This is a genomic window from Marinobacter sp. AL4B (genome assembly GCF_019916045.1).
Classification (GTDB): Bacteria; Pseudomonadota; Gammaproteobacteria; order Pseudomonadales; family Oleiphilaceae; genus Marinobacter.
Genome location: NZ_JAILWZ010000010.1, coordinates 14,432 through 40,958, shown reverse-complemented (window position 1 = coordinate 40,958; position 26,527 = coordinate 14,432). Strand labels below are relative to the sequence as shown.

The 26,527-nt window shown below is 54.3% G+C and carries 28 protein-coding genes; 14 read left to right on the top strand and 14 right to left on the bottom strand.

Annotated features, from left to right (window positions below):
- Nucleotides 1–207: a hypothetical protein gene (locus K5L82_RS02270; protein ID WP_223133010.1), complete on the top strand. Its 207-nt coding sequence runs from the start codon at nucleotides 1–3 to the stop codon at nucleotides 205–207.
- Here K5L82_RS02270 and K5L82_RS02265 read toward each other — a convergent pair.
- Together K5L82_RS02265 and K5L82_RS02260 are read right to left on the bottom strand one after the other, a co-directional pair.
- Nucleotides 184–1,500 (bottom strand): sensor histidine kinase, encoded by a 1,317-nt coding sequence (locus K5L82_RS02265; RefSeq protein WP_223133009.1) that lies wholly within the window; start codon nucleotides 1,498–1,500, stop codon nucleotides 184–186. The two genes, K5L82_RS02270 and K5L82_RS02265, sit on opposite strands and share 24 nt — an antisense overlap.
- On the bottom strand, nucleotides 1,497–2,186 hold the full coding sequence (locus tag K5L82_RS02260; protein ID WP_133004782.1) for a response regulator transcription factor: 690 nt from the start codon (nucleotides 2,184–2,186) through the stop codon (nucleotides 1,497–1,499). The genes K5L82_RS02265 and K5L82_RS02260 overlap by 4 nt, the downstream gene beginning before the upstream one ends.
- A 168-nt stretch (nucleotides 2,187–2,354) precedes the next feature.
- Between K5L82_RS02260 and K5L82_RS02255 the strand changes: the two genes are divergently transcribed.
- The 3 genes from K5L82_RS02255 (at nucleotide 2,355) to K5L82_RS02245 (ending at nucleotide 4,644) form a co-directional block, all read left to right on the top strand.
- Nucleotides 2,355–2,711 carry a hypothetical protein gene (locus tag K5L82_RS02255; RefSeq protein ID WP_133004781.1) on the top strand — a complete coding sequence of 119 codons (357 nt, stop codon included), beginning with the start codon at nucleotides 2,355–2,357 and terminating at the stop codon, nucleotides 2,709–2,711.
- Nucleotides 2,712–2,772: 61 nt separating this feature from the next.
- Entirely contained in the window at nucleotides 2,773–3,930 is a 1,158-nt protein-coding gene (locus K5L82_RS02250; RefSeq protein ID WP_223133008.1) for a GNAT family N-acetyltransferase, read from the top strand.
- A gap of 48 nt (nucleotides 3,931–3,978) precedes the next feature.
- A complete protein-coding gene (locus K5L82_RS02245; protein ID WP_262492478.1) occupies nucleotides 3,979–4,644 on the top strand; it encodes a hypothetical protein in 666 nt (221 codons plus the stop codon).
- Between the two features lie 19 nt (nucleotides 4,645–4,663).
- Here K5L82_RS02245 and K5L82_RS02240 read toward each other — a convergent pair whose 3' ends face one another.
- Nucleotides 4,664–4,975: an AzlD family protein gene (locus K5L82_RS02240; RefSeq protein ID WP_133004779.1), complete on the bottom strand. Its 312-nt coding sequence runs from the start codon at nucleotides 4,973–4,975 to the stop codon at nucleotides 4,664–4,666.
- Nucleotides 4,965–5,711 (bottom strand): AzlC family ABC transporter permease, encoded by a 747-nt coding sequence (locus K5L82_RS02235; RefSeq protein ID WP_223133007.1) that lies wholly within the window; start codon nucleotides 5,709–5,711, stop codon nucleotides 4,965–4,967. The genes K5L82_RS02240 and K5L82_RS02235 overlap by 11 nt, the downstream gene beginning before the upstream one ends.
- A gap of 303 nt (nucleotides 5,712–6,014) precedes the next feature.
- On the opposite strand from K5L82_RS02235, the gene K5L82_RS02230 reads away from it, so the two are divergent.
- The 3 genes from K5L82_RS02230 (at nucleotide 6,015) to K5L82_RS02220 (ending at nucleotide 12,189) form a co-directional block, all read left to right on the top strand.
- Entirely contained in the window at nucleotides 6,015–9,518 is a 3,504-nt protein-coding gene (locus tag K5L82_RS02230; protein WP_223133006.1) for an indolepyruvate ferredoxin oxidoreductase family protein, read from the top strand.
- A 66-nt stretch (nucleotides 9,519–9,584) separates the two neighbouring features.
- Nucleotides 9,585–10,685, top strand: a complete 1,101-nt coding sequence (locus K5L82_RS02225; RefSeq protein WP_223133005.1) for a Glu/Leu/Phe/Val family dehydrogenase — start codon at nucleotides 9,585–9,587, stop codon at nucleotides 10,683–10,685.
- 91 nt (nucleotides 10,686–10,776) lie between these two features.
- The gene (locus tag K5L82_RS02220; RefSeq protein ID WP_223133004.1) at nucleotides 10,777–12,189 is read left to right on the top strand and encodes a sodium-dependent transporter; all 1,413 of its coding nucleotides are present in this window, start codon (nucleotides 10,777–10,779) and stop codon (nucleotides 12,187–12,189) included.
- Between the two features lie 30 nt (nucleotides 12,190–12,219).
- Here the strand turns inward: K5L82_RS02220 and K5L82_RS02215 are convergent, their stop codons facing one another.
- The 3 genes from K5L82_RS02215 to K5L82_RS02205 all read right to left on the bottom strand — a co-directional run bounded on the left by K5L82_RS02215 (nucleotide 12,220) and on the right by K5L82_RS02205 (nucleotide 15,169).
- Entirely contained in the window at nucleotides 12,220–12,951 is a 732-nt protein-coding gene (locus tag K5L82_RS02215; RefSeq protein ID WP_223133003.1) for a spermidine synthase, read from the bottom strand.
- Between the two features lie 10 nt (nucleotides 12,952–12,961).
- Nucleotides 12,962–13,513: a DUF1415 domain-containing protein gene (locus K5L82_RS02210; protein ID WP_223133002.1), complete on the bottom strand. Its 552-nt coding sequence runs from the start codon at nucleotides 13,511–13,513 to the stop codon at nucleotides 12,962–12,964.
- Nucleotides 13,514–13,582: 69 nt separating this feature from the next.
- Entirely contained in the window at nucleotides 13,583–15,169 is a 1,587-nt protein-coding gene (locus K5L82_RS02205; protein ID WP_223133001.1) for an ABC-F family ATPase, read from the bottom strand.
- Between the two features lie 183 nt (nucleotides 15,170–15,352).
- Between K5L82_RS02205 and K5L82_RS02200 the strand changes: the two genes are divergently transcribed.
- Nucleotides 15,353–15,631 carry a peptidylprolyl isomerase gene (locus K5L82_RS02200; protein WP_133004771.1) on the top strand — a complete coding sequence of 93 codons (279 nt, stop codon included), beginning with the start codon at nucleotides 15,353–15,355 and terminating at the stop codon, nucleotides 15,629–15,631.
- A gap of 45 nt (nucleotides 15,632–15,676) precedes the next feature.
- Here K5L82_RS02200 and K5L82_RS02195 read toward each other — a convergent pair whose 3' ends face one another.
- Both K5L82_RS02195 and K5L82_RS02190 read right to left on the bottom strand, forming a co-directional pair.
- The gene (locus K5L82_RS02195) at nucleotides 15,677–16,507 is read right to left on the bottom strand and encodes a DUF2059 domain-containing protein (RefSeq protein ID WP_223133000.1); all 831 of its coding nucleotides are present in this window, start codon (nucleotides 16,505–16,507) and stop codon (nucleotides 15,677–15,679) included.
- A 163-nt stretch (nucleotides 16,508–16,670) separates the two neighbouring features.
- The gene (locus K5L82_RS02190; protein ID WP_223132999.1) at nucleotides 16,671–17,570 is read right to left on the bottom strand and encodes a LysR family transcriptional regulator; all 900 of its coding nucleotides are present in this window, start codon (nucleotides 17,568–17,570) and stop codon (nucleotides 16,671–16,673) included.
- 118 nt (nucleotides 17,571–17,688) lie between these two features.
- On the opposite strand from K5L82_RS02190, the gene K5L82_RS02185 reads away from it, so the two are divergent.
- Nucleotides 17,689–17,883, top strand: a complete 195-nt coding sequence (locus K5L82_RS02185; RefSeq protein ID WP_133004768.1) for a hypothetical protein — start codon at nucleotides 17,689–17,691, stop codon at nucleotides 17,881–17,883.
- Nucleotides 17,884–17,953: 70 nt separating this feature from the next.
- On the opposite strand, the gene K5L82_RS02180 is transcribed toward K5L82_RS02185, so the two are convergent.
- Nucleotides 17,954–19,636 (bottom strand): AMP-binding protein, encoded by a 1,683-nt coding sequence (locus K5L82_RS02180; protein WP_223132998.1) that lies wholly within the window; start codon nucleotides 19,634–19,636, stop codon nucleotides 17,954–17,956.
- A gap of 290 nt (nucleotides 19,637–19,926) precedes the next feature.
- The gene (locus tag K5L82_RS02175; protein ID WP_223132997.1) at nucleotides 19,927–20,706 is read right to left on the bottom strand and encodes a TSUP family transporter; all 780 of its coding nucleotides are present in this window, start codon (nucleotides 20,704–20,706) and stop codon (nucleotides 19,927–19,929) included.
- A 64-nt stretch (nucleotides 20,707–20,770) separates the two neighbouring features.
- Here K5L82_RS02175 and K5L82_RS02170 point away from each other — a divergent pair, with 64 nt between their 5' ends.
- The 3 genes from K5L82_RS02170 to K5L82_RS02160 all read left to right on the top strand — a co-directional run bounded on the left by K5L82_RS02170 (nucleotide 20,771) and on the right by K5L82_RS02160 (nucleotide 23,112).
- The gene (locus K5L82_RS02170; protein WP_316933353.1) at nucleotides 20,771–22,381 is read left to right on the top strand and encodes a murein L,D-transpeptidase; all 1,611 of its coding nucleotides are present in this window, start codon (nucleotides 20,771–20,773) and stop codon (nucleotides 22,379–22,381) included.
- Nucleotides 22,378–22,830 (top strand): hypothetical protein, encoded by a 453-nt coding sequence (locus K5L82_RS02165; RefSeq protein ID WP_223132996.1) that lies wholly within the window; start codon nucleotides 22,378–22,380, stop codon nucleotides 22,828–22,830. The genes K5L82_RS02170 and K5L82_RS02165 overlap by 4 nt, the downstream gene beginning before the upstream one ends.
- 105 nt (nucleotides 22,831–22,935) lie before the next feature.
- Nucleotides 22,936–23,112, top strand: a complete 177-nt coding sequence (locus K5L82_RS02160) for a DUF1328 domain-containing protein (protein ID WP_133004764.1) — start codon at nucleotides 22,936–22,938, stop codon at nucleotides 23,110–23,112.
- Between the two features lie 55 nt (nucleotides 23,113–23,167).
- Here the strand turns inward: K5L82_RS02160 and K5L82_RS02155 are convergent, their stop codons facing one another.
- Nucleotides 23,168–23,407: a TIGR02647 family protein gene (locus K5L82_RS02155; RefSeq protein WP_223132995.1), complete on the bottom strand. Its 240-nt coding sequence runs from the start codon at nucleotides 23,405–23,407 to the stop codon at nucleotides 23,168–23,170.
- A 158-nt stretch (nucleotides 23,408–23,565) separates the two neighbouring features.
- Between K5L82_RS02155 and K5L82_RS02150 the strand changes: the two genes are divergently transcribed.
- Nucleotides 23,566–24,279, top strand: coding sequence for a lytic transglycosylase domain-containing protein (locus tag K5L82_RS02150; protein ID WP_223132994.1), 714 nt, complete (start codon nucleotides 23,566–23,568; stop codon nucleotides 24,277–24,279).
- On the top strand, nucleotides 24,279–25,046 hold the full coding sequence (locus K5L82_RS02145; protein ID WP_223132993.1) for a spermidine synthase: 768 nt from the start codon (nucleotides 24,279–24,281) through the stop codon (nucleotides 25,044–25,046). Before K5L82_RS02150 ends, K5L82_RS02145 begins: the two co-directional genes overlap by 1 nt.
- 46 nt (nucleotides 25,047–25,092) lie before the next feature.
- On the opposite strand, the gene yeiP is transcribed toward K5L82_RS02145, so the two are convergent.
- Nucleotides 25,093–25,659 (bottom strand): elongation factor P-like protein YeiP, encoded by a 567-nt coding sequence (gene yeiP / locus K5L82_RS02140; RefSeq protein ID WP_223132992.1) that lies wholly within the window; start codon nucleotides 25,657–25,659, stop codon nucleotides 25,093–25,095.
- A gap of 72 nt (nucleotides 25,660–25,731) precedes the next feature.
- Nucleotides 25,732–26,229 carry an acyl-CoA thioesterase gene (locus tag K5L82_RS02135; protein ID WP_133004759.1) on the bottom strand — a complete coding sequence of 166 codons (498 nt, stop codon included), beginning with the start codon at nucleotides 26,227–26,229 and terminating at the stop codon, nucleotides 25,732–25,734.
- Nucleotides 26,230–26,527 lie beyond the last annotated feature (298 nt).

Genomic DNA, 26,527 nt, shown 5'->3' with positions numbered 1-26,527 from the left:
ATGACATCCAGCGACAGTGACAACAAAACACCAGGCACAGCCAGCCCGGCAAAATTCCGTAAAGCCGGCTGCGGCATTCGATTTGAAGAAGACGAGTTGCAGGAAGGCATCGATTTCTCGAATGCGACTCACCTGAAACCCGTTGACGACGAAGCCGAACACGCTCCATCTACCAACGTCGACTCAATCCCCGAAAAAAACCGGTAACCGAACGGTCACCTGAAGGCCGCCTGCCTGGCGGTTACGAGCTTCAATGGTGCCATCGTGGGCTCGTATGATATCTCGAGCAATGGACAGGCCCAAACCCCAGCCTTTTCCGCCGCGAGATTCGTCCGCTCGGAAGAACGGCTCGAACAACTGATTGAGCATATCGATTGGCGCACCGGGCCCCTCGTCAGCAATCGACACTTCGACCTGACCATTCGCAACGGTAAGCTCAACATCAACCGATTGGCCCGGTGGTGTGTGGTCCAGCGCATTCTGCAGAACGTTATCGAACGCTCGCTGCAGCAACCCCGGATCGCCCAGAATGGAAACCGCGGCAACTTCATTACTAGCCACCAATTTACAATCCACCCCTTGCTGCTCGGCATAATCGCTGGCATCGCCCAGCACCCGATTAATCAGCGATAAGGGTTTGACGGGTTGCTGTTCAACAACACCGCCATTTTCAGAGACCCGATACAGCGTCAGGATCTGGCCGGTCATGGCTTCAAGCCGCTCATTCTGGCGCAAGATACTTTCCATGAGCGCCCGATCAGCGCCTTCGTCACTGGCCAGCTCAATCGCAATCCGCTGCCGCGCCAGAGGGGTTCTCAGGTCGTGAGATATATCTCTGAGCAACCGGTTATGACGATCTAGCAGTTGGCACAAACGATCGGTCATGGCATTAAATGCAGCCGCCAGCTGGCCAATCTCGTCGCGGCGTTGAGCGATGGTATCGGACACGCGCAACTCCGTATCACCGTTAGCAATCGAACGAGCGGTGCCCTCCATGTGCTTGAGCGGCCGAGAAACCAATCGGGCGATCCACCAGCAAGCCATAGAAATAACAACAAACGTCAGGACCAGCTCGAGCATTCGGAATACCCCTGGTTCCAACCAACCTTCACCACCCATGCGAGGCCAGGCAATGAGTCGATAACCGCCACCCACATTCAACACCGCGGGCTTGCTTGGGTGCCAGTTTGATTGCATGCGCTCGCGCACCATACGCGGCAAACGGTGTTGGCCCTGCTCCTTCTCAATCAGCATCAAGTGTAGTTTCAGCCGCTCACCTTCCATCCGCAAAAAACGCCAAGCCTCGGCCCGGCCGAGCTGTTCCCGCAGGTTCACCGCTTCGCGGGCAATTTCCTGCAGGCCTACCTGACGTACAATGGCCTGACGCTCCCGGTCCAGCAGAAAGCGGGTGGCTAGCTGACTGGCCACCATCGTTACCGCCATCGCCAGCCAGATCGACAGAAAAATACGCCAAAACAAGGTAAACCTGAAACGCGTCATTCAGTTGGCACCCGATAGCTGTATCCAAGGCCCCGCACCGTTTCCACTCTGGGCGGGTCGTCATTTCCCAGTTTTTTGCGCAAGTTGCTCACGTGCATATCCAGCGTGCGGTCGAAGGCTTCGAGCCTCCGCCCCAATGCCCACTGCATGAGGTCGGTTTTGCGAACGACACTGCCGGCATGGGCAAGCAATACCTGCAACACTTCGTATTCGGTCGCGGTCAGTTCAAGAGGCTTATCATTTTGATAAATTCGCCGCTGATCAGGTTCAACTCTCAAGTCACCGTAGACCCGACTGGCATCCACATCGGCTTGCTGATCCCACGCAACCCGCCGAAGAATGGCCTGCAACCGAGCAACCAACTCGCGAGGGTTGCAAGGCTTGGGTATGTAATCGTCCGCGCCCACTTCCAGGCCCACAATCCGGTCGGTTTCGTCGCCCCGGGCTGTCAGCAATATTACCGGCAGGTGGGTCTTGCCTCGTAGCTCACGCAGCACATCCAAACCATTGATATCGGGCAACATGATATCCAGAACCACAATGTCGCAATCCTGCCCTAAAGCCAGCGACAAGCCATCATAGCCATTGGCCGCCTCTCGCACGCTGAAACCTTGGTTTGTCAGATAGCGCGACAACAATTGCCTCAGCTCATCGTCGTCCTCAACCAGCAATACCCGATTCTGCATATCTGCCCCTCTACCTTTATCTGCAGCTAGTCTAGCACGGCGCTCTGGCCCGTCTGCCGCGGAGTTTTTTCTCTTTACCCAACCTTTACACAAGCCTGACACTCGCTGACGTTCCAAGGGCGTAACATGGGTTCCGTAGACAGTCGAACCCCCTAAAAGGAAGACATCATGAAAGTACATACCTCTGTAATGACCGCCGGCGTTTTGATGGCCACCCTGTTCGCAGCCAGCCCGGCCGCTTTTGCCCATGATCACAAAGGCATGGACCACGGAGAAGGCAAGCACAACAAGAAAGAGATGTGCGAAGACTTCCGCGAAGGCAAAGGTAAATTCAGCAAAGAACACCGTGAAGACCGCCGCCAGGAAATGCAGGAACACCGTGGCGAAATGGCCGACCGCCTGATGCTCACCGACGAACAACGCGTGATCTGGAGCGAGATCCACGACGAGCGCCAGGAAAAACACCAAAAGCGCATGAAAAAATGGCAGAAAAAAATGGAAAAACGCTGCAACGACATGAAATAGTGATCAACCCTCGGGTTCTGTCGTATGGTATGACCTTGGTTTCACAGAGCACATTATCACCATGGCAGCACCCGAGATCACGGTAACAACTTGCGCCAGCATCGCCGACATTCCCCAAGCAGAGTGGCAGCGGCTGGCCGGTTTTGAAAACCCGTTTCTTCGCTACGAATTCTTTCAAGCGCTGGAAACGTCCGGCTGCACCCGTCCGGAAACCGGCTGGACACCCAGCCATTTGGTTTTTCGCCGCAATGGTCATATTTGTGGTGTGGCTCCGGCGTATCTAAAAAGCCATTCGATGGGCGAGTACGTGTTCGACTGGGGCTGGGCGGAAGCCTACCAACGTCATGGGTTACCCTATTACCCGAAGTTACTGATCGCTGTACCTTTTACTCCGTCTCAAGGCCCTCGCTTGCTGTTGGACGAAGATGCCCGAGCACAGCTAACACCCGCAGCGCTGGATAAGCTTCTCACCAATTTGACCGCGCAGCTTGGCGGCCATTCCTGGCATTTGTTATTCCCGAATTCTGCAGATCAAAGCTTGCTGAGCAACGATCAAGAGCTCCATCGCATTGGCTGTCAGTTTCATTGGCACAATCGCGACTATCAATGTTTTGATGACTTTCTGGCTGAACTCACCTCCCGAAAACGTAAGTCCATCCGTAAAGAACGGCGGCAAGTGGCTGAGCAAGACATAGGCTTTCGCCATATCCACGGGCGAGACATCTCGGATCAGGTCTTATCGGCGTTTTACCTGTTCTATCAAGCCACGTATTTGAAACGCGGCCAACAGCCTTATCTCAACAAAGCGTTCTTCGAACACCTGCGGGAAAGCCTGCCCGAACACCTGCACGTAATCATGGCCATACGCGACGGCGAAATGATTGCCGGAGCGTTATTTCTGACGAGCGATTCAACGCTTTATGGTCGCTATTGGGGGTGTCTGGATGAATACAATCACCTGCACTTTGAAACCTGCTACTACCAAGGCATTGAGCTTTCCCTCGAATTGGGCCTTCAGCATTTCGATGCTGGCGCTCAAGGGGAACACAAACTTGTACGCGGGTTTGAGCCGGTGATTACTCACTCCTGGCACGGCATTCTCCACCCGGGTTTCAGGGATGCCGTTGCCGATTTCACGCGGGAAGAAGCGGTGCAGGTGAACGGCTACTTTAACGATGCCCATTCCGTGCTGCCGTACCGGCAACAGAATCAGGAATAGGCTCTATACTGAAAGCTTGAAACCGGAATTCGACGGAGGTCGAACGCCATGGACGCAGGTCAACTTTGGACCATGCTGCCGCCCCATCACTTATCGCTTCTGATGGCAGCGGGCGCTTCGCTGCTTGCCTTAGGCACTATTCTCGCACTGCTTATTACTCGAAGACGAGACAAGCACCAAATCAGAATTTTAAAGCAGCGCATTGATAGTCTCTGGCGGGAAATAGATGACGTGCGAGTGGTAGATTTTAACCAGCCACTGGGCGTCAAAGCGCCTGATCAATTATCCGCACTGGAGCAGGAGCGCTACCGTACCGAAAAAGCCGCTTACGACACCATCTGGCCCAAAGTGTGGCAACTTCACGATCGGCTGGGCGTTTTCTTGCGTGCTGTAGAAGCAGGAGAGGCTGCAAACGAATTGCGCCTTGAGGCGCGCCAAGCAGCCATTGAGGCCCGAAACCATCTGAACCAAAACCGCCCGTTTTGCAGCGAAACGGTTGAAAATCTGGCGTCTCGATTGATAGACACAGAAATTAAAGCCCACCTGGCCGCTTGCCAGCATCTGGACCAGAAAAAAGAAGTCACCAACGCACCCAGTACACACGATCAGCGCGTACTTCAGGACAAATGCCATACTCTGCACGATGGCGAAGCTCGGGAACTGCTGAATCAGCTCGCCTCAACCATTCGCCACCGAACCCTGAGAAACATCTGAAAGCCAGCCACAGCAACCGCTAAACGAAGTAACGTACCAAGGCCGCTGCGACCAAGCCCACCGATATTGCAGGCAGCGGCTTACGAAGCGCCAGCATGGTGATGGCCGTCGCCACTAGTGCCGCCAAAGCACCTGCATCACCGGCCACGGCCATCGGCACGATAATCGCAATCAACACGGAGCTCGCCATGGCGTTGATGAAGCTTTCAACCCGCGGGCTGATTTTCACGAACGACATCGCGAACACACCGCCGAAGCGGGTGATCAACGTCACCAACGTCATGAGCACAATCAGAATCAGAACGCCGACCGGTGTCGTTTCAATGGTCATGCCCGGCTCCTTCTTGTTCTGAGATGTCAGCAGCGCGTGGTTCCAGCCAGAGCAGCCCTACCGCTCCGCCAGCCAAAGCGCCAACCACCACATGCATATTGGCCGGCAGCCACTTCCAGGCCGCAAGAGACGTCACTCCCGCCACCAGCCAAACCACTACAACTCTTGGCGTGGCCTTGCCGCCCAAAACCATCGACAACAGGAAGCAACCAAGCACCATGTCCAAGCCAAAGGCTTTCGGATTCTGCAACAATCCGCTGAAGTAAGCGCCGAAAGCCGTACCCAACACCCACGCCAGCCACAACACCACGCCACCGCCGAGAATCACCTCCAGATTACGCCGGCCGTTCTGGTAATCCTGCGCTGAAATCGCCCAATTGGCATCAGTCAGGAACAACAACAAACCATACCTGCGCGCCGGCGAGACATCCTTCAACATAGGATAAAGCGAGGCCCCCATCAGCAGGTGGCGAGCGTTTATGGCAAACACCACAACCATCATGGGAATCACGGAGACTTCAGTTCCCCATAAATCCAATGCCCCAAATTGGGAAGCCCCGGCAAACACCGTGAAGCTCATCAAAATGGACTGAAGCGGAGACAGGCCAGTTTGGGTCGCCGCTAATCCAAACGCGGCACCAAAGGCGACAACGAACAGGGATATCGGCAGCAACCGAAAGAATTCAGCGCGCACCTTGTGCGGTTGAAATTGGTAAGAATAAGTATGAGCAGACATCGAAGGAAATTAAGCCGAAACCTGCAAAACACGAATAGGTAAAAACCACTAAGCCAAATTATTTTCTGTCGCCACCTCAGCCAGTTATGTGCAAACCTCATGCTTCAGGTAGCCGATAGCACCCACTACCTGTTGACGTACACGTAAACTTACTCTAGTTTGTTTTTCGTCCAGTCCCAAAAGGACAGCCCGGGTAATCCACCGGGTAGGACCGATGAAATCTAACTCCGGCCAAAAGCCGGGATTACAAAAACAAGACATTACCTACCGCCGCGATCCGGCCAGGTAGTAGAGGATTTCAACATGTCAGATCTTTCACGCTCCCCCACGGGGCTGCGTCCCGTCAGCCTTGACGATGTCTGGAAAAAAGATACCGGTTCGGTCTACATGAACGGTAGCCAGGCTCTGGCGAGACTCCCCCTGCTCCAAGCCCAACTCGACCGTAAAAACGACCTGAATACCGCCGGCTTCATCTCCGGTTATCGCGGATCTCCTCTCGGCGGTTTCGATAAGGTTCTTTGGAAAGCCCGGGACCCGCTCAAAGAACAAAATATTCATTTCCTGCCCGGTGTGAACGAAGACCTGGGCGCGACGGCAGTCTGGGGCAGCCAGCAGGTCAATATTTTTGAGGGCGCGCTTTACGATGGCGTGTTTGCACTCTGGTACGGCAAAGGCCCGGGCGTAGACCGTACCGGCGACGTCTTCAAGCACGGTAACGCGGCAGGCACTTCCCGGTTTGGTGGCGTACTGGCAGTCGCAGGCGACGATCACGCCTGTAAATCATCCACCCTACCCCACCAAAGTGATTACGCGTTTCTCGATGCCGGAATGCCGGTCCTGAACCCCGCTGGTATTCAGGACATTCTGGACATGGGCCTTTACGGCTGGGCCATGTCACGCTTCAGTGGCTGCTGGATTGGCTTCAAGGCTTTGGCCGAAAACATGGACTCATCCATTTCAGCCAACTTGGATCTCAGCCGAATCAACATCCGCATTCCCACACAGTTTCCAATGCCGGAAGGCGGTCTGAACTCCCGCTGGCCCGACAAACCCATGGAGCAGGAAGAACGCCTGCACCGGTACAAGCTGGAAGCGGCCAAGGCCTTTTGCCGGGCCAACCGGCTGGACCATATTGTGCTTCAGGCAAAACAACCCCGACTCGGCATTGTGACCACAGGTAAAGCCTACCTCGACGTTATCCAGGCGCTGGCGGATCTCGGATTGGGCGACGAGGAACGTGAAACCATCGGATTGACCGTTTACAAAGTAGCCATGCCCTGGCCTTTGGAGCCTGAAGGCATTTATGAATTCGCCTCGGGGCTGGAAGAAATCCTGGTGGTTGAGGAAAAGCGGGGCTTGATTGAAGAACAGATCAAAACCCAGCTCTACACCTGGCAGGATGGCAAGCGCCCCAATGTGATTGGCAAAAAAGACAATCAGGGCAATGACCTGCTACCGACCATCGCCGAACTGACCCCGGCCATGGTGGCACGCGCCATCGCGTCCCGACTGGATGGCCGCTATTGCAACGACACACTGCAACAGCGCCTCGGATTTCTGACCGAAAAAGAAAACAGTCTGGCACAACCTAAGGAGCGACTGGAGCGAACACCTCACTTCTGCTCCGGCTGCCCGCACAACACCTCAACGCAGGTACCCGAGGGAAGCCGTGCCCTCGGCGGCATTGGCTGTCACTACATGGCCACCTGGATGGATCGCGGCACCGACACCTTCACCCAGATGGGCGGTGAAGGGGTAACCTGGCTTGGCCAGGCGCCGTTTACCAACCAGAACCACGTGTTTCAGAATCTGGGCGACGGCACCTATTTCCACTCCGGCGTACTGGCCATTCGTGCCGCTATTGCCTCTGGTGCCAACATCACCTACAAGATTCTCTACAACGACGCCGTCGCTATGACCGGCGGTCAGCCGGTGGACGGCACCTTGACCGTTCAACAAATCAGCCACCAGCTCTACGGCGAAGGCGTACGACGCATTGCTGTGGTCAGCGACGATATCGACAAATATCCGTCCCGGGCCGATTTTGCCGATCGCACGACCTTCCATCACCGGGACGATCTGGACGCTCTGCAACGAGAAATGCGAGAAATTGAAGGTTGCTCGGTGATCATCTACGACCAAACCTGCGCCGCCGAAAAACGCCGTCGTCGCAAGCGCGGCACCATGGAAGACCCAGACCAGCGCGTGATGATTCACTCGGATGTGTGCGAAGGCTGCGGTGATTGCGGCATTCAATCCAACTGTTTGTCGATTCTGCCGAAAGAAACCGACGCTGGACGAAAGCGCACCATTGACCAATCTTCCTGCAACAAAGATTTTTCCTGTGTGCGTGGTTTCTGCCCCAGCTTTGTCACGGTCAAAGGCGGCAAACTGAAAAAACCGGCAGGGGTCAGCTCTGCAGTGGAATTCCCGGAGCTTCCGGAACCGACGCCCGTATCTGGCAGCAACCCCTACGGCATTCTGCTGACCGGTGTGGGTGGTACCGGCGTGGTGACTGTAAGTGCCTTGCTGGGCATGGCGGCTCACCTTGAGGGCAAAGGCGTATCGGTGCTGGATCAGGCCGGTTTGGCCCAGAAATTCGGCGCGGTGGTCAGCCACATCCGCATCAGTGACAAGCAAGAGGACATCCACGCCGTGCGTATTCCCGCCGGCGAGGCCGATCTGATGATCGCTTTTGACCTGATGGTTTCGGCCACAGACGATGCCTTGGCCAAACTGGACAACCGTTTTTCACGGGCGGTAGTCAACACCGAAAAAGCCATGCCTGCAGCCTTTACCCGAGACCCGGACATCCAGTTCCCCGGCGAGTCGATGGAACAGACCGTCAAAGAAGCCTGTCGCTCTGATGGCAGCTGGTTCCTCAATGCCGGCGACCTGGCCAAAGCCTTGATGGGCGATGGCATGGCCGTGAACCTGTTTACCGTTGGCTTCGCCTGGCAACAAGGGCTGTTGCCACTGAGCGCCGCCGCCATTGAGCGTGCCATCGAGCTCAACAACGTGGCGGTTGAGAAAAACAAACAAGCTTTCCTCTGGGGCCGTCGGGCCGCCCACGATCTTGATCGGGTCATGGAGTTGGCATTCCCGAAACCCAAAGGCACGCCAGTGCAGGTCATGGAAACCACAGACCAGCTCATTCAACGCAACATGACCCACCTGAGCGATTACCAGAATGCATCGCTAGCCAAACGCTACGAGAAGCTGGTGCGTAATGCGGAACAGACCATCGCACACAAGCTGGGCCGCGACCCACTTCTGTTGCGATCTATCGTCGAGAACTACGCCAAAGTATTGGCCTACAAGGACGAGTACGAAGTCGCACGACTGTTCAGCAATGGCAGCCTGCGCAAGCAACTCGAGGAACAATTCGAAGGGGATATCGAGCTGGAATTTAATCTGGCGCCGCCTCTGCTTAGCCGCGGTAAAAACGGCGAACGGCCGAAAAAGCATACCTTCGGGCCTTGGATGGAAACCGTGTTCACTTGGCTGGCGAAAGCCCGCACTCTGCGCGGCACCCCGCTGGACCCATTCGGATACACCGCTGACCGACGCCTGGAACGCAAAATCATTCGGGAGTACGAAACCGACGTGGCTTTCCTGCTCAAGCATCTGAGCAAAGACCACGCCGATGCGGCACGCAACCTCGCCAGCCTGCCCGCGAAGATCCGCGGCTACGGGCCGGTGAAAGAAGCCGCCTATCATGCTGCCCAAAAAGAACGGGCGCAGTACCGGTCTGAATTAAGCCCTAACGAAAGGGCTCATCAACAAATCGCCAACGCAGCTGTCTAAAACAAAAAACGGCCACCGCAGGCCTCACAAGGGTAGCGGTCGGCCACCGACAAGAGGTGAAACGCCATGAACGTGTTCAGCCATCCGGAGTTCGATAACCACGAACACCTGTCTTTCGTCTGCGATGCCGAAACCGGCCTTAAAGGCATCATTGCCATCCACAATACCTCACGGGGTGCTGCACTCGGCGGTTGCCGAATGTTCCCCTACGCCAGCGATGAAGAAGCCGTCAGAGATGTCCTACGGTTGTCGAGAGGCATGACCTACAAATCTGCCCTGGCCAATCTGGATCTGGGCGGCGGCAAGTCGGTGATCATCGGCGACCCGCGTAAACACAAAACCGAAGCCTTGCTCGAGGCTATGGGCCGGCATTTGGAAAGCCTCGGCGGTCAGTACATTGCCGCTGAAGACTCCGGCACCAGCGTGCCCGATCTAAAAGTGATGGGCCGCCAGACCGCGCATGTGGCCGGTATAACAACCCGCACCGGTTTTGATGGCCTGCCCAGCACAGGCGACCCCTCACCGGTAACGGCCTACGGCACGTTTATCGGCCTGAAAGCGGCCGTAAAACACAAACTTGGTACTGACGATCTGTCGGGGTTGAAAGTGGCCGTTCAGGGTATTGGCAATGTCGGCTTCCGTCTGGCCCGGTACCTGAAAGAAGCCGGCGCCGAGCTGTGGGTCACCGACATTCACGCAGACAATCTCAAACGGGCGGTGGACGAATTGGGCGCCACACCCGTTGCGTCCGAAGATATTCTGACCTTACCAGTTGATGTGGTCGCACCTTGCGCCATGGGGGCCGTGCTGAATGATCAAAGCATTCCTGCACTCCGTGCCGCCATTGTGGCCGGTGCCGCCAACAACCTGCTCGACCGCCCCGAACATGACGCCGTGCTCAAACAGCGCGGCATTCTCTATGCTCCGGACTTCGCCATCAACGCCGGCGGCATCATCGATGTGTTTTACGAGCGTACAAACGGCTCCCCCGAGCAAATTCGCGCTCATGTAGACACCATCGGTGACACCCTGTCCGAGATATTCCAACGCTCCGACCGCACCGGCCGTGCAACCGGTGAGATCGCCAACGAGTTGGCTGAAGAGCGTTTTAGAAAACACGCACCGGGTGCCGGGCTTACGCCCAGCCGACTGGCTCGCGCCGGGTGATCTAGCCCGGCGTTTCCCCTTGGGAGCTGCAGAGTTCTGCGGCTCCCCTTTTTAACCCCTGAAACAAAAACAATACCTTCGGGAGATCACTATGTCTGTCACTTCATCCGGCTCCGCACCCTATTCGGAAACCCTTGAGGGCTCCAACGCGAAACGCGGGCTTTGGTCGTCACGGCTCGCCTTTATTCTAGCGGCCACCGGTTCCGCCGTTGGCCTCGGCAACATCTGGAAGTTCCCCTACGTTACCGGCGAAAACGGTGGTGGTGCCTTTGTACTGGTGTACCTTGCCTGTATCGCCGTAATTGGCATCCCTATCATGATGGCCGAAGTCATGATAGGCCGCCGGGGTGGTCGTAGCCCGGTCAACAGCATTCGCTTGATCACTGAACGCGACAGGCTCAATCCGGCCTGGAAACTGGTGGGGGCCATCGGCGTTCTCGCAGGATTTTTGATTCTGTCGTTTTACTCAGTGATTGGTGGTTGGGCCATCTCCTACGTGGGCACCACCGCCAGCGGGCAACTGGCCGGGCAATCGGCAGAGTCTATCGGTGCCATCTTCTCCGGCTTACTCAGCACCCCGTCTACCTTGCTGCTCTGGCACACCGTGTTTATGGCTCTGGTGATGGTGGTCGTGGCTAGGGGCGTTCGCTCTGGTCTTGAAAAAGCCGTCAGCATTCTAATGCCGGCGCTGTTCATATTGCTGCTGCTCGTCGTCGGGTACGCCATGACCACCGGCCATTTCGGACAGGCCGCGGCGTTCCTGTTTCAGCCGGACTTCTCCAAGCTGACTACGTCTGGCGTATTGGTTGCCCTTGGCCATGCCTTCTTTACGCTGAGCCTCGGCATGGCGGTGATGATGGCCTACGGTTCCTATCTGCCGAAGAACATATCCATCGCCAAAACCTCCATTACTGTTTCGGTGATCGATACCGGCGTGGCTCTGCTGGCGGGCATGGCGATCTTCCCGATCGTCTTTGCTAATGGACTGGAGCCGGGCGCTGGCCCAGGACTGATTTTCCAGACACTGCCTCTGGCCTTTGGTCAGATGCCTATGGGCTCGTTGTTCGGCACTCTGTTCTTCGTATTGTTGGTGTTCGCAGCCTGGACATCTGGCATTTCGCTTCTGGAACCCATCGTCGAATGGCTGGAAGAGCAGAAAGGTATGAACCGTGCTATCAGCACCCTAGCCGCCGGTGGCGTGTGCTGGGCGCTGGGTATTGCGTCTGTGCTGTCGCTGAACTTGTGGGCCGACGTAGCGCCGCTGGGCTTCATCCCGATGTTGGAAGGCAAAACCATTTTTGATCTGCTGGACTTCTTCACCGCCAACATACTGTTGCCACTGGGTGGACTACTGGTTGCACTGTTTGCCGGTTGGGTGATGTCTCGTCAAGCCATGGAAAACGAACTGTCGCTGTCACCAAGCATGTTCAATTTGTGGTTTGTCACCGTCCGCTTTATCACGCCGGTCGCTGTGGCTATCGTCTTTATCTACAACCTGATGTAAGCACATGCCCGGGCAGCACGCTGCCCGGGATCACTCAGGCTTGCGGGCGACGTAGACGGTGTTGAAGGATTCCCGGTTTTGGAAGGGGTTGAAGAAACTCACAACGTGGCAAGCTACGTCTTCGAATACTTCGTTCAGAACAGCCATAAACTCGTCGTCTTCGCCTTCGTTCGACCACATGGCAAAAACACCGCGAGGCTTCAGCTGCCGAGCCATGAGGCTTATATTTTGGGTGCTGTAGAAGCTAGCACTGGAATCGTGCAGCAGGGCTCTGGGCGAGTGGTCGATATCGAGCAGAATGGCATCAAACTGTTTCCCGGGCGCTTCAGGGTCGAAGCCACCAGTCTCGGGATCTGCAACGGCCATGTCGAAGAAACTGCCGTGTACGTAGCGGTGGCGCGGGTCATCATTCTGCTCTTTGCCCAGGGGCACGAGTTCTTTCTGATGCCAGCCAATGACGGGTTTTAGGTATTCAACCACGAGCAGTTCAGACACGCGTTGGTGCTTAAGAGCGGCGACAGCGGTGTAGCCCAAACCAAGGCCACCAACAACCACGCTGAGGTTATCGCCTTCAGTTTCGTTCAGGCCAATATCAGAGAGAGCAACTTCAGCGTCTACAAACATGCTGGACATGAGAAATTCCTCGCCCAGCTTCACTTCGTAGATATCCCTTTCACCCAGCGCCGGTATCCTGCGGCGACGCAGTGTGATTTCTCCGATGACCGAGGGTTGGCTGTCTATTTGTTCGAAAAGCAATCCCATGTTTTGGCTCTTATTTCGAGTTTGTCAGGAAAGCTGCGAGCAACGCTTTCATTTTGTCTGCGCCTTCCCGGTTCATCAGCTCGATATTTCGGTCGGGAATACCATCCACATCGGGATAGTTATCAATCGCTGACTCCAAGCTCGCTTCACGTAACAAATGCAGCATAGGGTATGGAGAACGGTTCGTGTAATTCTCTGCCGCATCGGCCTCGGTGTCGGCAAACTGGTAATCCGGATGGAAGCTGGCGATCTGGTACACGCCTTCCAGTTCCAGATATTCCAACAACGCATCCGCCGTATCCAGGAACTCGTTGTAGGCATAAAAATCCTGCAACACGCCCGGGTGGACCAACAACGTGGTTTCAACGTCCGGCTGGTCTTCCAGCAGTTGAAGCTCAGCGTGAAGCGCCTGAACAAGTTCGTCTTCCGTTTTGGCTTCCGTCATCACGAACCGAACCCGGTCTTTCACCAGCTCACGTTTGGCAAACGGGCAAAGGTTGTAACCAACCACAACGTCTTCAACCCATTTTCGCGTTGCGATAACAATCTCAGAATCACTCATGCTTTTTTCTCTTACTTAGTCGAAACCCACTCAAAAGCATGAGCGGTCGTCTCTCAAGTAAAGCCTAGATTAAAGGTAACCCTGACTCCGCAAGTAGTCTTCATAACTACCGCTAAAGTCTGTAATCCCATCCGGCTTCAACTCAATAACGCGAGTCGCCAAGGAAGAAACAAACTCCCGGTCGTGGCTCACGAAAATCAACGTACCCGGATAGTTCTCCAGCGCCAGGTTCAACGCCTCGATGGACTCCATATCCAAGTGGTTGGTGGGCTCATCCAGCAACATCACGTTCGGCTTCTGTAGAATCAGCTTACCGAACAGCATCCGACCCTGCTCACCACCTGACAACACCTTCACCGATTTACCAATGTCATCACCCGAGAACAACATCCTGCCCAGCGTGCCCCGAACCAACTGCTCGCCGCCGGTGGTCCACTGCGCCATCCAGTCGGTGAGAGTGTCATCTTGCGCAAAATCCGCGGTGTGGTCCTGCGCGAAGTAACTTACCTGCGCACTGTCGGTCCACTTCACTTCACCGGAATCTGGCTCGTAAGCACCCGCCAGGCACTGCAGCAGCGTGGTTTTACCGATACCGTTCGGGCCGATGATCGCCACACGCTCACCCGCTTCAATCTGCAAGTCCAGATTCTCAAACAGCGGGCCATCATCAAAGCCTTTGGTCAGGCCGAGCAAGGTCACCGCCTGGCGGTGCAGTTTCTTTTCCTGCTCAAAGCGAATGAACGGACTAACCCGACTGGAAGGCTTCACTTCTTCCAGTTGGATCTTGTCGATCTGTCTAGCCCGTGAAGTCGCCTGCTTGGCTTTCGAGGCGTTGGCCGAGAAGCGGCTTACGAACTGCTGCAATTCAGCAATCTGAGCCTTCTTCTTAGCGTTGTCTGCCATCATGCGCTCGCGAGCCTGTGTGGCGGCGGTCATGTATTCGTCGTAGTTGCCCGGGAACAAACGTAACTCACCGTAATCCAGATCCGCCATGTGGGTGCACACGCTGTTCAGGAAGTGACGGTCGTGGGAAATGATGATCATGGTGCTGCTACGGGCCACCAGAATGCTTTCCAACCAACGAATGGTGTTGATATCCAGGTGGTTGGTGGGCTCGTCCAACAGCAGAACGTCCGGATCCGAGAACAGGGCCTGGGCCAGCAGAACGCGCAGCTTCCAACCGGGTGCCAAGGCGCTCATCGGGCCGAAGTGTTGATCCAGCGGAATGTCGAGGCCCAGAAGCAGTTCGCCGGCGCGGGATTCAGCGGTGTATCCGTCCATTTCGGCGAATTCCACTTCCAGATCGGCTACGGCCATACCGTCTTCTTCGCTCATTTCCGCCAAAGAATAAATGCGGTCACGTTCTTGCTTAACGCGCCAAAGCTCTTCATGGCCCATGATCACGGTGTCGATTACCGTGCAGTCTTCGTAAGCGAACTGATCTTGGCGCAATTTACCCAAGCGCACGTTCGGCTCCAGCATCACCTGACCCGCAGACGCTTCAAGGTCGCCACCCAGAATTTTCATCAGGGTGGATTTGCCGCAGCCGTTTGCGCCGATGAGGCCGTAACGGTTACCACTGCCGAATTTGGCAGAAACGTTTTCAAACAGGGGCTTGGCCCCGAATTGCATGGTGATATTGGCAGTGGAAATCAAGAAAAGAACCTATACACGTGAGGGCCAGCGCTGTGGCGGCAAAATAAACGGCGCATTGTACAGGTTTGCAAGCCGAACTGTGAGGCCGAAGAAACACGCATAAAAAGCACTTGCCTCGAGCGGGCGGTACGGGCAGCATTCACCTTCTGAACATCCCATCCATCCGACAACAGGATATTGATCATGGCACAAGCAACTGCACGCCACATTCTGGTAGACAGCGAAGCAAAATGTGAAGAACTGAAGAAAGCTATCGAAGGCGGTCAGGATTTCGCAGAAGTCGCCAAACAGCACTCGTCCTGCCCATCAGGCCGCAACGGCGGTGATCTGGGTTCTTTCGGCCCGGGCCAGATGGTTCCCGAGTTTGACAAGGCCGTGTTCAGCGGCGAAGTGAACACCGTACTTGGTCCTATCCAGACTCAGTTCGGCTACCACCTGCTGGAAGTAACGTCCCGCAGCTAATAGCTATTGGTCCGCCTGTGTGGTCACCACACAGGCGGACTGTTCTCATTGAGTGTTTTCTTTTCCGAAACTCCTGAACCTTGCCAACTGGTTGCCAATATTTTCAATCGGCTCCGTCACAGCCTGTTGAACACTCTCTGCCACCACCTTGGTGAACTGCTGACCAGCATCACTTTCCAGAAACTCCAGATACATCTCCATCTCTTTTGGAGTGATTTTTTGGTAGGTGTACAAATAGCTGTCGTAAACTTGCTTGCCCACCACACCTTGCAACGCCGGACGCTGCGCTTCCAGTTGCTGGCGCGTTTCGTCAGGATTCGCGGGTTCACCTCGCACCGCAGCCATCGCTGAGGATAGTCCCAACTGCAGAGCAATGGCGGTATCAACGGCACTTTCTGTAGCGCGAGCAGCACGGTCAAAACGATCGAAACGCGCTTCGCGGTCGGTTCCCTCGTTGAGTTTGTTCAGCTCTGGGGCTTTCTTGCGTATTTGTGGCCAGATCGCCGGCGCGGAGGCCGCCACTTCAGCCCGTGCAATTTTTTTTGCCACCGGTTTCTGGTACCAATCGTGCACCTTCGACAACTGCTCGTCGTTTAACGAAGCATCGAGATTCGATGCGATTTTTCGCTTGATTTCTTCGGGGCGAAAGCTGTTCTGCACCACATACGCGATGGTGTCCGCCACCATCGGCGGCACCTGCGCTTTTTGCTTGAGGCCATCCCGTATGCCCTGCCCCATCATCGCCGGGTACTGCACAACGATGTCATCCACGGGAGAAGCTTCCAGCACCTGCTGGGCACTTGGTGCGGCTTGTACCAGGCTGCTCATCAGCAGCCCGGCCACTAAAAGAGGTTTCATTAGGGTGTTCAACGTCATGTCACTCTTATCCGGTTACGGGAACAGTGATGTTTATGACATGCAGGCCGCCCCTTCAGCAAGCTTCCAATGCTGCTGAAAATGACGGTTTGGTAGGAATGTTTCTGTACCGGAGGAAAAACCCTTGGGATATCCAGCACAAACACGTTAATGCCTCCAGAGCTCAGAGCGTGTTGCTGAATTCAATGGCCGGCCCCAAAGCTTTGAGCCGCTCCACCAGAAACTCCATCACAATCCGAACCCTAGCCATTTGCTGGGTATCATGGTTGACATGCAGCCATAGATCGATGCTTTCTCCGTCCAGCGGATCCGAAAGCCGCCGCAACTCCTTCGCCGCTTCTCCGAGGTAACACGGTAAAACCGCCAAGCCCGCCCCTGACCGCGCCAAAGCGTGCATGGACTGCAAGCTGTTGCAGCGGATCACCGTGGGTACGTTCTTAAGGTGCTTTCGGTACCACTTGCCGGTCGCCAAATGGCTAAAGGACTCGTCCGGGATCAACCAGGTACAGGCCTCCGGATTATTCTCAATATCCATTTTTCGGTTTCGTCGGCAGTAATTTGTCGAGCCGTAGACGGCGGAATCAATTGCCGCAATACGCTCACCTTCCAGGGTGGCCTGCGGCTTATTCTCGGGGCGTAACGTTAAATCTGCCTCCCGCTGGCTCAGGTTGGCCACATCGTTGTCGGTCAGGACCTCCAGCTCAATGTCCGGGTACTCCCGCACCAGCGCCGCCAACACCGGGCTGAGCAATTCATACATCACCGCATCTTCTGCAGCGATTCTGACTTTGCCAACCGGCGCGCCATCCTGCCCAACCAGCTTTCGCTCCAGATTTTCCATGTCCACCGCAAGCCTTTCGGCCTCCCGATAGGCCATTTCACCCGTGGCGGTAAGCTGCAATCCATCGCGATTTCGATCAAAAAATTGCACACCCAACGACTCTTCCATCTGATCAAGTCGTCTTAAAACAGTGGTTTGGTGCACACCCAGTATTTCACCAGCTTTTGCGAAGGTTCCAGCTATTGCCAAAGCCCGTATATATCGAAGATAATCCCAGTCCATAGTCACTGCACATTTGCAACACGAGTACGAAGTTTAACGTATTCAAGCTGCAAATAAGAACCTCTAGAATAGTTTAAAACCTAACAAACCAAGCCACCCTAAAAAGGAGGAAGGCATCATGATTCATCAACGTAACGTGAGCGTTCGCCCACAGCCATCTGGCATCCTCCACAACGGAGTGGAGATGCGCCGGGAGTATACCCGTACTGCAATCAAACAAGGGCTACAATTTTTAAGCCGCAAGCTGCGCAAAGCAAATCGCGAAGCCGTAGCGGCGGTGCAAGATTTGCCTCAGGCTCATGGCGGCGTGTAAATAACCGCTTTGACGCCACAAAAAAACCGGCATGGTAAACATGCCGGTTTTTTTGTCGCTTGCGATTGGCTCAGAACTCCCAAACTATCCTTCGTTTTTCGGCGAACCAAGCATCCATCTTTTGTTGATAGAACTCTTCGATCACATTGCGCTTGATCTTCATAGTCGGCGTTAACATACCGTTTTCCATACTCCAGGAGTCTTTAACGACCACCAGAAACGCCACTTTCTCATGAGAGTCACTCTTGGCGTTCACCGCATCGAGTTCTTGCGCCAGCTCCTGTTCCAAAGCGCTGCGGTCCATACCTGAATTCAACGCTGTTCGGGCCTCCTCCGACAACAGCAGCATCAAGCAGGGTTGGGGCTGATTCGCGCCTGCCACACAGACGACTTCGGCCATGGGGTGATTGAAACGATTCTCGATCGGCACCGGGACCACGTATTTACCTTTGGAGGTTTTGAACAAGTCTTTCACCCGACCCGTAATTCGCAGATAACCTTGGTCATCGATCTCTCCCATGTCGCCAGTTTTCAGGAAACCATCGCTGGTGACATCTTCTTTCGTCTTTTCGTCGTTTTTGTAATAGCCAAGCATTTGCCCCGGGCTTTGAACTTCAATCTCGCCCCCGTCTCCAATTCGCTGTTTCACACCGGGGTTCGCGACGCCTACATACCCAATTCTCGCCTGCCCCGGGCGACTGGCGTGGGAATACCCGAAATTCTCGGACATGCCATACACTTCGAGCAACTCAAGCCCAAGGCTTCGATACCAGTTAATGATCTCGGCGGACAAAGGCGCAGCGCCCGTGAGTGCAACCCGACAATGATCCAGTCCCAATTGCCTCAATACTTTCTTTTTTACCAGCCCGCCCAAAACGGGAATACTAAACAATAATTTCTGTTTTTTGAGCGGGAGCTTGGCATTTACGCCCAGATAAAATTTCATCCAAAGACGAGGCACAGAGAAAAACATAGTCGGCCGCGCCCGCTGCAAATCTTCCTGAAAGGTATCCAGCGAGTTTGCGAAATAAAGATGGAAACCGTAATACAACGATTGCGTTTCTACGGCCGCTCTCTCGGCCACATGGGCCAACGGTAGGTATGACAACATCCGGTCGGCTGGTGTTACCTGAAACAGCTGTTGAAGACCGTCCGCAACAGAAATCATGGTTCGAAAGCTGTGCATCACACCCTTGGGTCGACCGGTGCTGCCTGAGGTATAGACGACGGTTGCCAGGTCATCCGGGGCTGGCAATCGAGGGCTAGCCGGAGCGTGATCTGCAACAATATCAAGCCACATCGGTGTGTCGTCGCGTGGGGATAGCGGCAAAGAAATAATAGGCAGTTCCTGCGGAATATGGTGTTTGATATCGTTCCAACCATCCGCTGTGCCATCCATTTTTCCCAAGAACAACAATTTTGCGTCACTATGGTCCAACACATAGGCGGCGGTATCACCGTTAAGCGTGGGGTACAAAGGCACGCTCACGTGGCCCGACGACCAAATAGCAAGGTCAGCCAGAATCCAATGGGCACTGTTTTTACCCAAGATTGCGATTCTACTTCGTTCAGGAAGCTCCAAGCTGGTCAGGTACGCCACCATGCGGCAAACCTGATCCGCAGCTTGCGCCCACGTGATGTCCTCCACGCGCCCGCCAGGAAATGGCTGGGTAAGGTATACGTTATCCGGGGTTTTCTCCGCCCAATAAAATAAACAATGGGCAGACGTCAGTTTTTGAGGATCTACAGTCATATGGAGTCCTAGTTATTATTTTTATTCGTTACTCGAAAATACTCGCCTTTATCAAACCCCATACTAGACGAATATTTAAAAAAATGGTTCGTGACATTCCTCAAGATTGGTCTAAATTGAAAATAATCGCGTAATGATTAGCCATACCGAAGGAGGTTGCGATGATCAGACCGGCACGCTCTGTAATGATTGTTCCCGCTTGGAGCCTGATTCTACTGGGTTCCTGTGCATTCTTTTACACCGCTTACTCAGGTCTGCTTGGCTCCTGAGCGAACAGACCTTAGGAACGGCTACAGCCAAACAGTAATCAGCCCGATGCTGCTTACCACGAGCAGGATAGTGCCCAGCACCCGATAAAACAGTGACGTTTCGGCGTGCAGCATCCGGTCGTGGACGTACAGGCCGATCACATGGCCGACCGCCGCTGCAGGCAACAACCAGACGTGGTGAATCAACTGCAGTTCCACGCCTGCCCACACAAACGCTCCCAGCTTGATCATCACCAGAATAAACCACAGGGCGAATAAGGTGTCCCGCAGCTTTTCTTTCGGCAAATGCTGGGCAGCAACCGCGATGATCAAAGGCGCACCTATCAACGAGGTGCCACTGATATAGCCCCCAAGCATCAGGAATACCGTATCAACCGTTTTGCTCCCGCTTCGAAAGGGCTTGTTGACGATGTAAGAAACGGAATACAGGCCTACAATAACGAATATAATCGCACTGAGAATGTGGCCCGGCAGGGTGATCAGGCCGAACACGCCGATGAGTTTTGGCACGATCAGAATCGAGAGCATTCGTCCCAAATAGTGCCAGTCGACGGTGCCGGCGTTTTGAGCACCCTCGATTGAGGTCCGGCTTTTCCGGTTGTTCATCCAAATGGTTAATGAGGAGAACACCAACAGATGAATCGAGATGATTGGCAGGAAAACCAGCGGCTCGTCCAGCACCAATAATAGAAAGGGCAACGATAAAACAGCGCCACCAAAACCTAAGCCAGAACGTACGAAGCCGCTCCACACAAAAATCAGCGCAATAAGAACATACTGGACAACTGACAAGTCAGACATAAAGAATCAAAAACTCCAGCAAGCCTAACGGCTCAGTTTGCAAGCTATTCATGAGGAGAACGATGTGCGGGATGCAGAATTACAGGCAAACATTAAAAGCTGCCTAATGGTCATAATGCTACTGGCATTTGCACAAAATGCCCAGAGCGACGTGACCCTGCTTCACGAAAACCCTCACAACCAGGCGGTCTGGGCATCCCCTACTGCTCGACAAGAATTGCTTCGGGCGATTAATGAGTTGGCCGATGACGGATTAAACCCGGCTGATTACCACCAAGAGACCCTAAACGACGTTCTTCAGAAATCAGCCAGTGATACGGATGCCCCGCAGACACTGCTCCCCGAAGAGCTGGACCTGATTTTTACCGATGCCTTTTTATTACTAGCAGCCCATCTTCGTGATGGTAAAGTGGACTCGCAAACCATTCAGGCCCAATGGTCCACTCAAAAGCGGCAAGTCCTCTTGCAGACTGCCCTTGAACAAGCTTTGCAAAACGAAACCGTTTACCAGACCCTACAATCTTTCAAATCGCCGGCTCCGGCTTATCAGAAACTACGCAATTACCGGCGCCAACTCTCCGGCTTACTTGGCCGACCCTGGCCTCAGCACGAGTCAGGGCCGACCATACGCCCGGGCGATAACGACCCACGTATCCCCGTGATTCGTCAGCAGCTCAGGTTGCTGGGTGATCTGCCGCCCACCGACCACGACACTCATTACAGCGCTCTGGACACCCCCGAAAGCCAGCTTTATACCGGCAATCTGATTCAAGCAATGCCGGCATTTCAGGCCCGCCACGGTCTGGAACCAGACGGCCTTGTTGGGAAAAAAACGCTGGAAGCCCTGAACATTATGCCCATTGAGCGCATTCGCCAGATCGATGCCAATCTGGAGCGTTGGCGCTGGCTGCCAGATTCACTCGGTGACACCTATGTGCTGGTCAATATCGCTGGCTATGAGATGGTTCTGGTGGAAAACAACAAGGAGGTCATGCATCAACGGGTGATCGTTGGTGATCCTTTCAGGCAAACCCCGGTGTTTAGCGACCGTATTCGCTATTTGGTGTTCAACCCAACCTGGACCGTGCCGCGAACACTGATGATTAAGGATCAGCTTCCCAAATTACAGGCTGACCCCGGCTACCTGTCCCGGATGAACTTTAAAGTTTATCGGGGTTGGGGCGCCAGCCGCGTAGAAGTGGATCCGGAAGAGATTGATTGGAATGAGCTAACGGCCAACCACTTCCCGTATCAACTCATTCAGCAACCGGGACCCAGCAATTCGCTGGGGCAAGTTAAGTTCATGTTCCCGAACAAACATGCGATCTACCTGCACGATACCCCGGGCCGATACCATTTCCGCCGCGAACAGCGCACCATCAGTTCTGGCTGCATCCGGGTTGAACGCCCGTTCGAACTGGCGGAACGGTTACTCACGCGCAACAGCTCCTGGACCAAAGACACCATTCGGCAAGCGCGGCAAGAAAAGGAGCCGGTGAAGGCCATTCTGGACACGTCTGTACCCGTTCACCTTCAATACTGGACCACTTGGGTCGATAAAACGGGCACGTTGCAGATACGGAAGGATGTTTACGGACGGGACCGTCAGCTAGTTGATGCGCTAAGATCTGATGTCAAAGGAAACTTGCAGCTGACGCCCAGGAGCCACCCATGATTCGAACGCTTGCCCCCTTGCTTATCGCCGTATCGCTCACAGCATGCCAGAGTCTGCCAGGGGTCGACCCCGACATTGGGGAGAACGCGGTGCTCCTGAGTGCTCAACACTGCTTGGAAGAACCTGTGGGCGACAACAACCGAATTCATTACGGCCCCTGCCTCAAAATCACGGAAATCAACGGCAGCAAACCGCAGGTTCGGGATGACGGATTCATTGCCTTACTCGCGCGCCAGCCTGTCACGATTGAAACGGCGTGCGTATACCGCTTGGCCGACGGCAGCCCCATCCCCGCTACGGTGGAAACCGCAACGTATACAGTCCGGCCGGACACCTTCCCCCGTGGCGGCCGACGCTGGTACCTGCATGCTCACAAACAGGCCCGTGGCGTAATCGGCTGTTCACCCACCCTAGCCCCTTCAGTTTATCCTCTTGAAGAAACCGACTAGAACCTGACCGCGCGATGACCATCGTTTAACCTAACGCGCTCTCAATTGCGGTATCGCCAATGTTGTGCCACGTTTACTAGGCATTGCAAAAAAGGAGGAAAACAAATGCTCTACTGGGCTTTAGTGTGTCTCGTTGTTGCGATCATTGCGGGCGTGCTGGGTTTCGGCGGAATAGCTGGGACAGCCGCAGGCTTCGCTAAAATTCTATTTTTTATCTTTTTGGTACTGCTGGTTGTAACAGTAGTGATGAACGTTCTCAAAGGAAAAGGCCCGAAAGTCTAGGGCTTCAAAGTTGCACATGGCCCTGACTGTTCAGGGCCATGGTATCGATTGCCCTTCAGTTGCCAGCCAACATGGCCTGCAGTTTCTGGGTCAATTCAACCGCCTCACACCCCATAGGCGTTAGATAACCACCGTCTTCCTGCGAAATCAGTCCCTTCGAGAACAGAGAAGCGGCCGCGCGAACCGTTTCTGAGGCCGCCTGACTGGCGTGTACTTTGATGCCCTCCTGTGTGGAGGTAGAAGGAAACTGCAACAACAGATTCAATTCGGCAAGATGAACTGGCGAGAAAGGCATAAGAAACTCCTTGTTAGGTATCTTCTTTGCAGCATAGCGGAAATAATCCCCACCGAGCGAAATTTCTCACAAACAAACAAAAAGCCTACACTTCGCAGTACCGGTCCGTTGGCATTAACGGTACATTGAAGCCTTAGATCCAGCATTCCGGTTATGAAATGACGTCGAGCATCACCACCCGCAAAATTTTCGTTATTGCTTTTACTTCCCTGTTGGCTTGGGCGGTAGGTTCCAGCGCAGTCGCCGACACGATCAAACGGGTTGTCCACCCCGACGGACGCGTGGAATTCACCAACGTCAAAAGTAAAAGCCAACCGCGGCCCTCCACTAAGAGTGAAACCGTTTACCGGTACAAGGATCAGCATGGCGTCGTTGCCTACAGCAGCCAACGACCGAGCAGTTCAGAGTTCGACGTTATCAGCTTCCATTGCTACGCCTGCGACCCGAACTCCACCGTGGACTGGCGCAAAACACCGTTGTTTCTCAGCCCATTCAAGAACGAAATTACAACCGCTGCCAAAGAATACGGCGTAGACCCGGCTCTGGTGCGCGCGGTTATTCATGCCGAATCTGCCTTTAATCCACAGGCGCTCTCCCCTGTAGGCGCTCAAGGCTTGATGCAATTGATGCCGGGTACCGCAAAAGAACTAGGTGTGCAAAACCCTATGACTGCGTCCGAAAACATTCGTGGCGGCGTGAATTATCTATCTCAGATGCTTGCGCGCTTCAAGGGTGATACCCGGCTTGCCACAGCAGCCTACAACGCGGGCCCCGGCGCAGTCAGGCGTTATAAGGGCATTCCTCCCTACGCTGAAACAAAAGCCTACGTGGAACGAGTAGGTATTCTGCATCAACGCTACGCAACCCACTGATGGGCACCTCAAATAACACCGTCGCGATCCCCGGCGACATCGTTCATGTGGACCGGGACAAGTACGGCAATATTCTGGTGATCGACGACCGAAAACACAGAATACTCAGTTTTGATTCGGTGTTTGAACAGAGCAAAATCGTTCGCGCGACTCCGAACCTTCCGGTGCATGAATACAACCGCGCGATGCTGTTACCCATCGCCTTTCGGGAGCCTCAGCATGTCACGGTTCTGGGCTTGGGCGGCGGTGTGCTCGCCCACGGCTTACACAAGTTGCTACCCAAGAGTGAGATCCATGTCTTCGAGCTGCGAGAGAAGGTGGCGGAGATTGCCCGAAAATGGTTTGGCCTGCCGAACAGCAGCCGGCTACAGGTGACCATTCAAGATGCGCGGCTGGCTGTGGACAATCTGCCGGAAGCTAGCACCGACATGATACTTACGGATCTCTACAGCGCTGATAAGATGAGCCCGGCCCAAGCTCAGAGGCAATTCATTAAAGCCTGCAGTCGAGCCTTAACCCACACAGGCTGGCTTGCGCTAAACTACCACAAAATGCCTGAGGTCAACGGCAACTTGGTGCGTGAGCTACGGCGCCAGTTCCCACTTCTCTTGGTGTTCAGAAGCAAAACCAACAACTGGGTGATTTACGGCAGCAAACAAGGCTTCAGCAACGTAAAAATAGAGTCATCGCGGTGTGCGGAATTAGAAAGGCGGTTACCCATAGGCTGGGCAAAACTGCGGAAGAAATTGGACGTGATGGAGCTGTAGAGAGAAGCTTACGCTCCTCTCTACCGTTCTCAGATACCCGAGTTTATCAGGCCCGGCTCAGGAACTTACGTTCTTCCACGTTGACCTTAATACGGTCGCCTGTGGAAATGTGCTCAGGCACTTGCACAACCAGACCCGTGGTCAGGTGCGCAGGCTTAGTGCGAGCCGTTGCGGAACCGCCCTTCACAGAGGGATCTGTTTCTTCAATGGCTAACTCAACCGTAGGCGGCAAGTCCAAGGCCACCGGGGTATCACTCACCAGAATAGCCATCACGCCCTGAGTTTCCTCAGTAATGAACAGCAGCTCGTCTTCAATAGCGCTTTTATTCAGCATGTACTGAGTGAAGTCTTCGTTGTCCATGAAGACGAACTCGTCGCCATCGGCGTAAGAAAACATAACCGGACGGCGAACCAGGTCGGCGAGATTCAACATGTCTGAATCTTTAAAGGTTTCGTCTACCTTTTGACCAGTCACCACATCATAAAGACGCATACGATAAAGGCTGCCACCGGCACGGCCCTGTGGCACCGAACGCTCGATGTCTTTTACGAAAAACGCACGTCCATCAAATTCAACCGCTTGGTTCTTTTTAATTTCACTCGCTTTTGGCATGTCACCTATTCCAATATAAGTTGATCACCGTGGCCGTGATATACCACGACTGGGCTTAATATGCGACTTTACTCAGCTATTCGCCTTGGTAAGTTGCTCACGTGTTTGCAGGCGCCCGGCCCTTCGTATTTCAGCGTTTGCATAACGCCGGCGCTGTTCGCTCGTTTCGGGAATCACTTCCGGGACATCCACCGGTTTACCCTCTTCATCTACAGCCACAAAAGTGAAAAACGCGGACAAGATGTGCCGAACGTCACCGGTGTAGCTGTTTTCCGCTTCCACCCGCGCACCAATCTCCATTGAAGAGCCCCAGCTACGGTTCAAGGTCAAACTGAACAACAGGGTATCCTTACCCCTTGCCGGTGCGCGAAAGTGGATAGAATCGACCGCAGCGGTCACACAAACGTGCGCCGAATGCCGTTCGGCCACAACTAACGCCAAACGGTCGCACTTAGCCATGATCATGCCCCCGAACACCGTGTCGTGTGAGTTCATATCGTTGGGAAACACTTTATACACATGCTTCTCAATGGCGGAAGCCGAAACAGGCTTGGCCGGTTTTTCAGTCATAAAAAGGTTTTCCTTCTGTTAATTACTCACAAATACTGTGGACAACCGTGTTAGCAAGGTAAGGACATATAGGCTACAACCGCTCTACGAGCGGGTCATAGAGATTTGTCGGTAATTTAACCAAGGTAGAGATTAACACATCAAAACCCACAAAATAGGGAGCTCTTTGAAGTAATGCACAGCCAATGATCGTTTACCGCCCACCATGGGGATAACCCTAGCCAGTTACGCACAAATTCTGTGGACAACTGTGTTAGCAAGGTAAGGACACATAGGCTACAACCGCTCTATCAGCGGG

Excerpts from the sequence above, each read along its gene's own strand:
- K5L82_RS02270 (WP_223133010.1), top strand. The coding sequence starts at position 1 with ATGACATCCAGCGACAGTGACAACAAAACACCAGGCACAGCCAGCCCG.
- K5L82_RS02265 (WP_223133009.1), bottom strand. The coding sequence starts at position 1,500 with ATGACGCGTTTCAGGTTTACCTTGTTTTGGCGTATTTTTCTGTCGATC.
- K5L82_RS02260 (WP_133004782.1), bottom strand. The coding sequence starts at position 2,186 with ATGCAGAATCGGGTATTGCTGGTTGAGGACGACGATGAGCTGAGGCAA.
- K5L82_RS02255 (WP_133004781.1), top strand. The coding sequence starts at position 2,355 with ATGAAAGTACATACCTCTGTAATGACCGCCGGCGTTTTGATGGCCACC.
- K5L82_RS02250 (WP_223133008.1), top strand. The coding sequence starts at position 2,773 with ATGGCAGCACCCGAGATCACGGTAACAACTTGCGCCAGCATCGCCGAC.
- K5L82_RS02245 (WP_262492478.1), top strand. The coding sequence starts at position 3,979 with ATGGACGCAGGTCAACTTTGGACCATGCTGCCGCCCCATCACTTATCG.
- K5L82_RS02240 (WP_133004779.1), bottom strand. The coding sequence starts at position 4,975 with ATGACCATTGAAACGACACCGGTCGGCGTTCTGATTCTGATTGTGCTC.
- K5L82_RS02235 (WP_223133007.1), bottom strand. The coding sequence starts at position 5,711 with ATGTCTGCTCATACTTATTCTTACCAATTTCAACCGCACAAGGTGCGC.
- K5L82_RS02230 (WP_223133006.1), top strand. The coding sequence starts at position 6,015 with ATGTCAGATCTTTCACGCTCCCCCACGGGGCTGCGTCCCGTCAGCCTT.
- K5L82_RS02225 (WP_223133005.1), top strand. The coding sequence starts at position 9,585 with ATGAACGTGTTCAGCCATCCGGAGTTCGATAACCACGAACACCTGTCT.
- K5L82_RS02220 (WP_223133004.1), top strand. The coding sequence starts at position 10,777 with ATGTCTGTCACTTCATCCGGCTCCGCACCCTATTCGGAAACCCTTGAG.
- K5L82_RS02215 (WP_223133003.1), bottom strand. The coding sequence starts at position 12,951 with ATGGGATTGCTTTTCGAACAAATAGACAGCCAACCCTCGGTCATCGGA.
- K5L82_RS02210 (WP_223133002.1), bottom strand. The coding sequence starts at position 13,513 with ATGAGTGATTCTGAGATTGTTATCGCAACGCGAAAATGGGTTGAAGAC.
- K5L82_RS02200 (WP_133004771.1), top strand. The coding sequence starts at position 15,353 with ATGGCACAAGCAACTGCACGCCACATTCTGGTAGACAGCGAAGCAAAA.
- K5L82_RS02195 (WP_223133000.1), bottom strand. The coding sequence starts at position 16,507 with ATGACGTTGAACACCCTAATGAAACCTCTTTTAGTGGCCGGGCTGCTG.
- K5L82_RS02190 (WP_223132999.1), bottom strand. The coding sequence starts at position 17,570 with ATGGACTGGGATTATCTTCGATATATACGGGCTTTGGCAATAGCTGGA.
- K5L82_RS02185 (WP_133004768.1), top strand. The coding sequence starts at position 17,689 with ATGATTCATCAACGTAACGTGAGCGTTCGCCCACAGCCATCTGGCATC.
- K5L82_RS02180 (WP_223132998.1), bottom strand. The coding sequence starts at position 19,636 with ATGACTGTAGATCCTCAAAAACTGACGTCTGCCCATTGTTTATTTTAT.
- K5L82_RS02175 (WP_223132997.1), bottom strand. The coding sequence starts at position 20,706 with ATGTCTGACTTGTCAGTTGTCCAGTATGTTCTTATTGCGCTGATTTTT.
- K5L82_RS02165 (WP_223132996.1), top strand. The coding sequence starts at position 22,378 with ATGATTCGAACGCTTGCCCCCTTGCTTATCGCCGTATCGCTCACAGCA.
- K5L82_RS02160 (WP_133004764.1), top strand. The coding sequence starts at position 22,936 with ATGCTCTACTGGGCTTTAGTGTGTCTCGTTGTTGCGATCATTGCGGGC.
- K5L82_RS02155 (WP_223132995.1), bottom strand. The coding sequence starts at position 23,407 with ATGCCTTTCTCGCCAGTTCATCTTGCCGAATTGAATCTGTTGTTGCAG.
- K5L82_RS02150 (WP_223132994.1), top strand. The coding sequence starts at position 23,566 with ATGACGTCGAGCATCACCACCCGCAAAATTTTCGTTATTGCTTTTACT.
- K5L82_RS02145 (WP_223132993.1), top strand. The coding sequence starts at position 24,279 with ATGGGCACCTCAAATAACACCGTCGCGATCCCCGGCGACATCGTTCAT.
- yeiP (WP_223132992.1), bottom strand. The coding sequence starts at position 25,659 with ATGCCAAAAGCGAGTGAAATTAAAAAGAACCAAGCGGTTGAATTTGAT.
- K5L82_RS02135 (WP_133004759.1), bottom strand. The coding sequence starts at position 26,229 with ATGACTGAAAAACCGGCCAAGCCTGTTTCGGCTTCCGCCATTGAGAAG.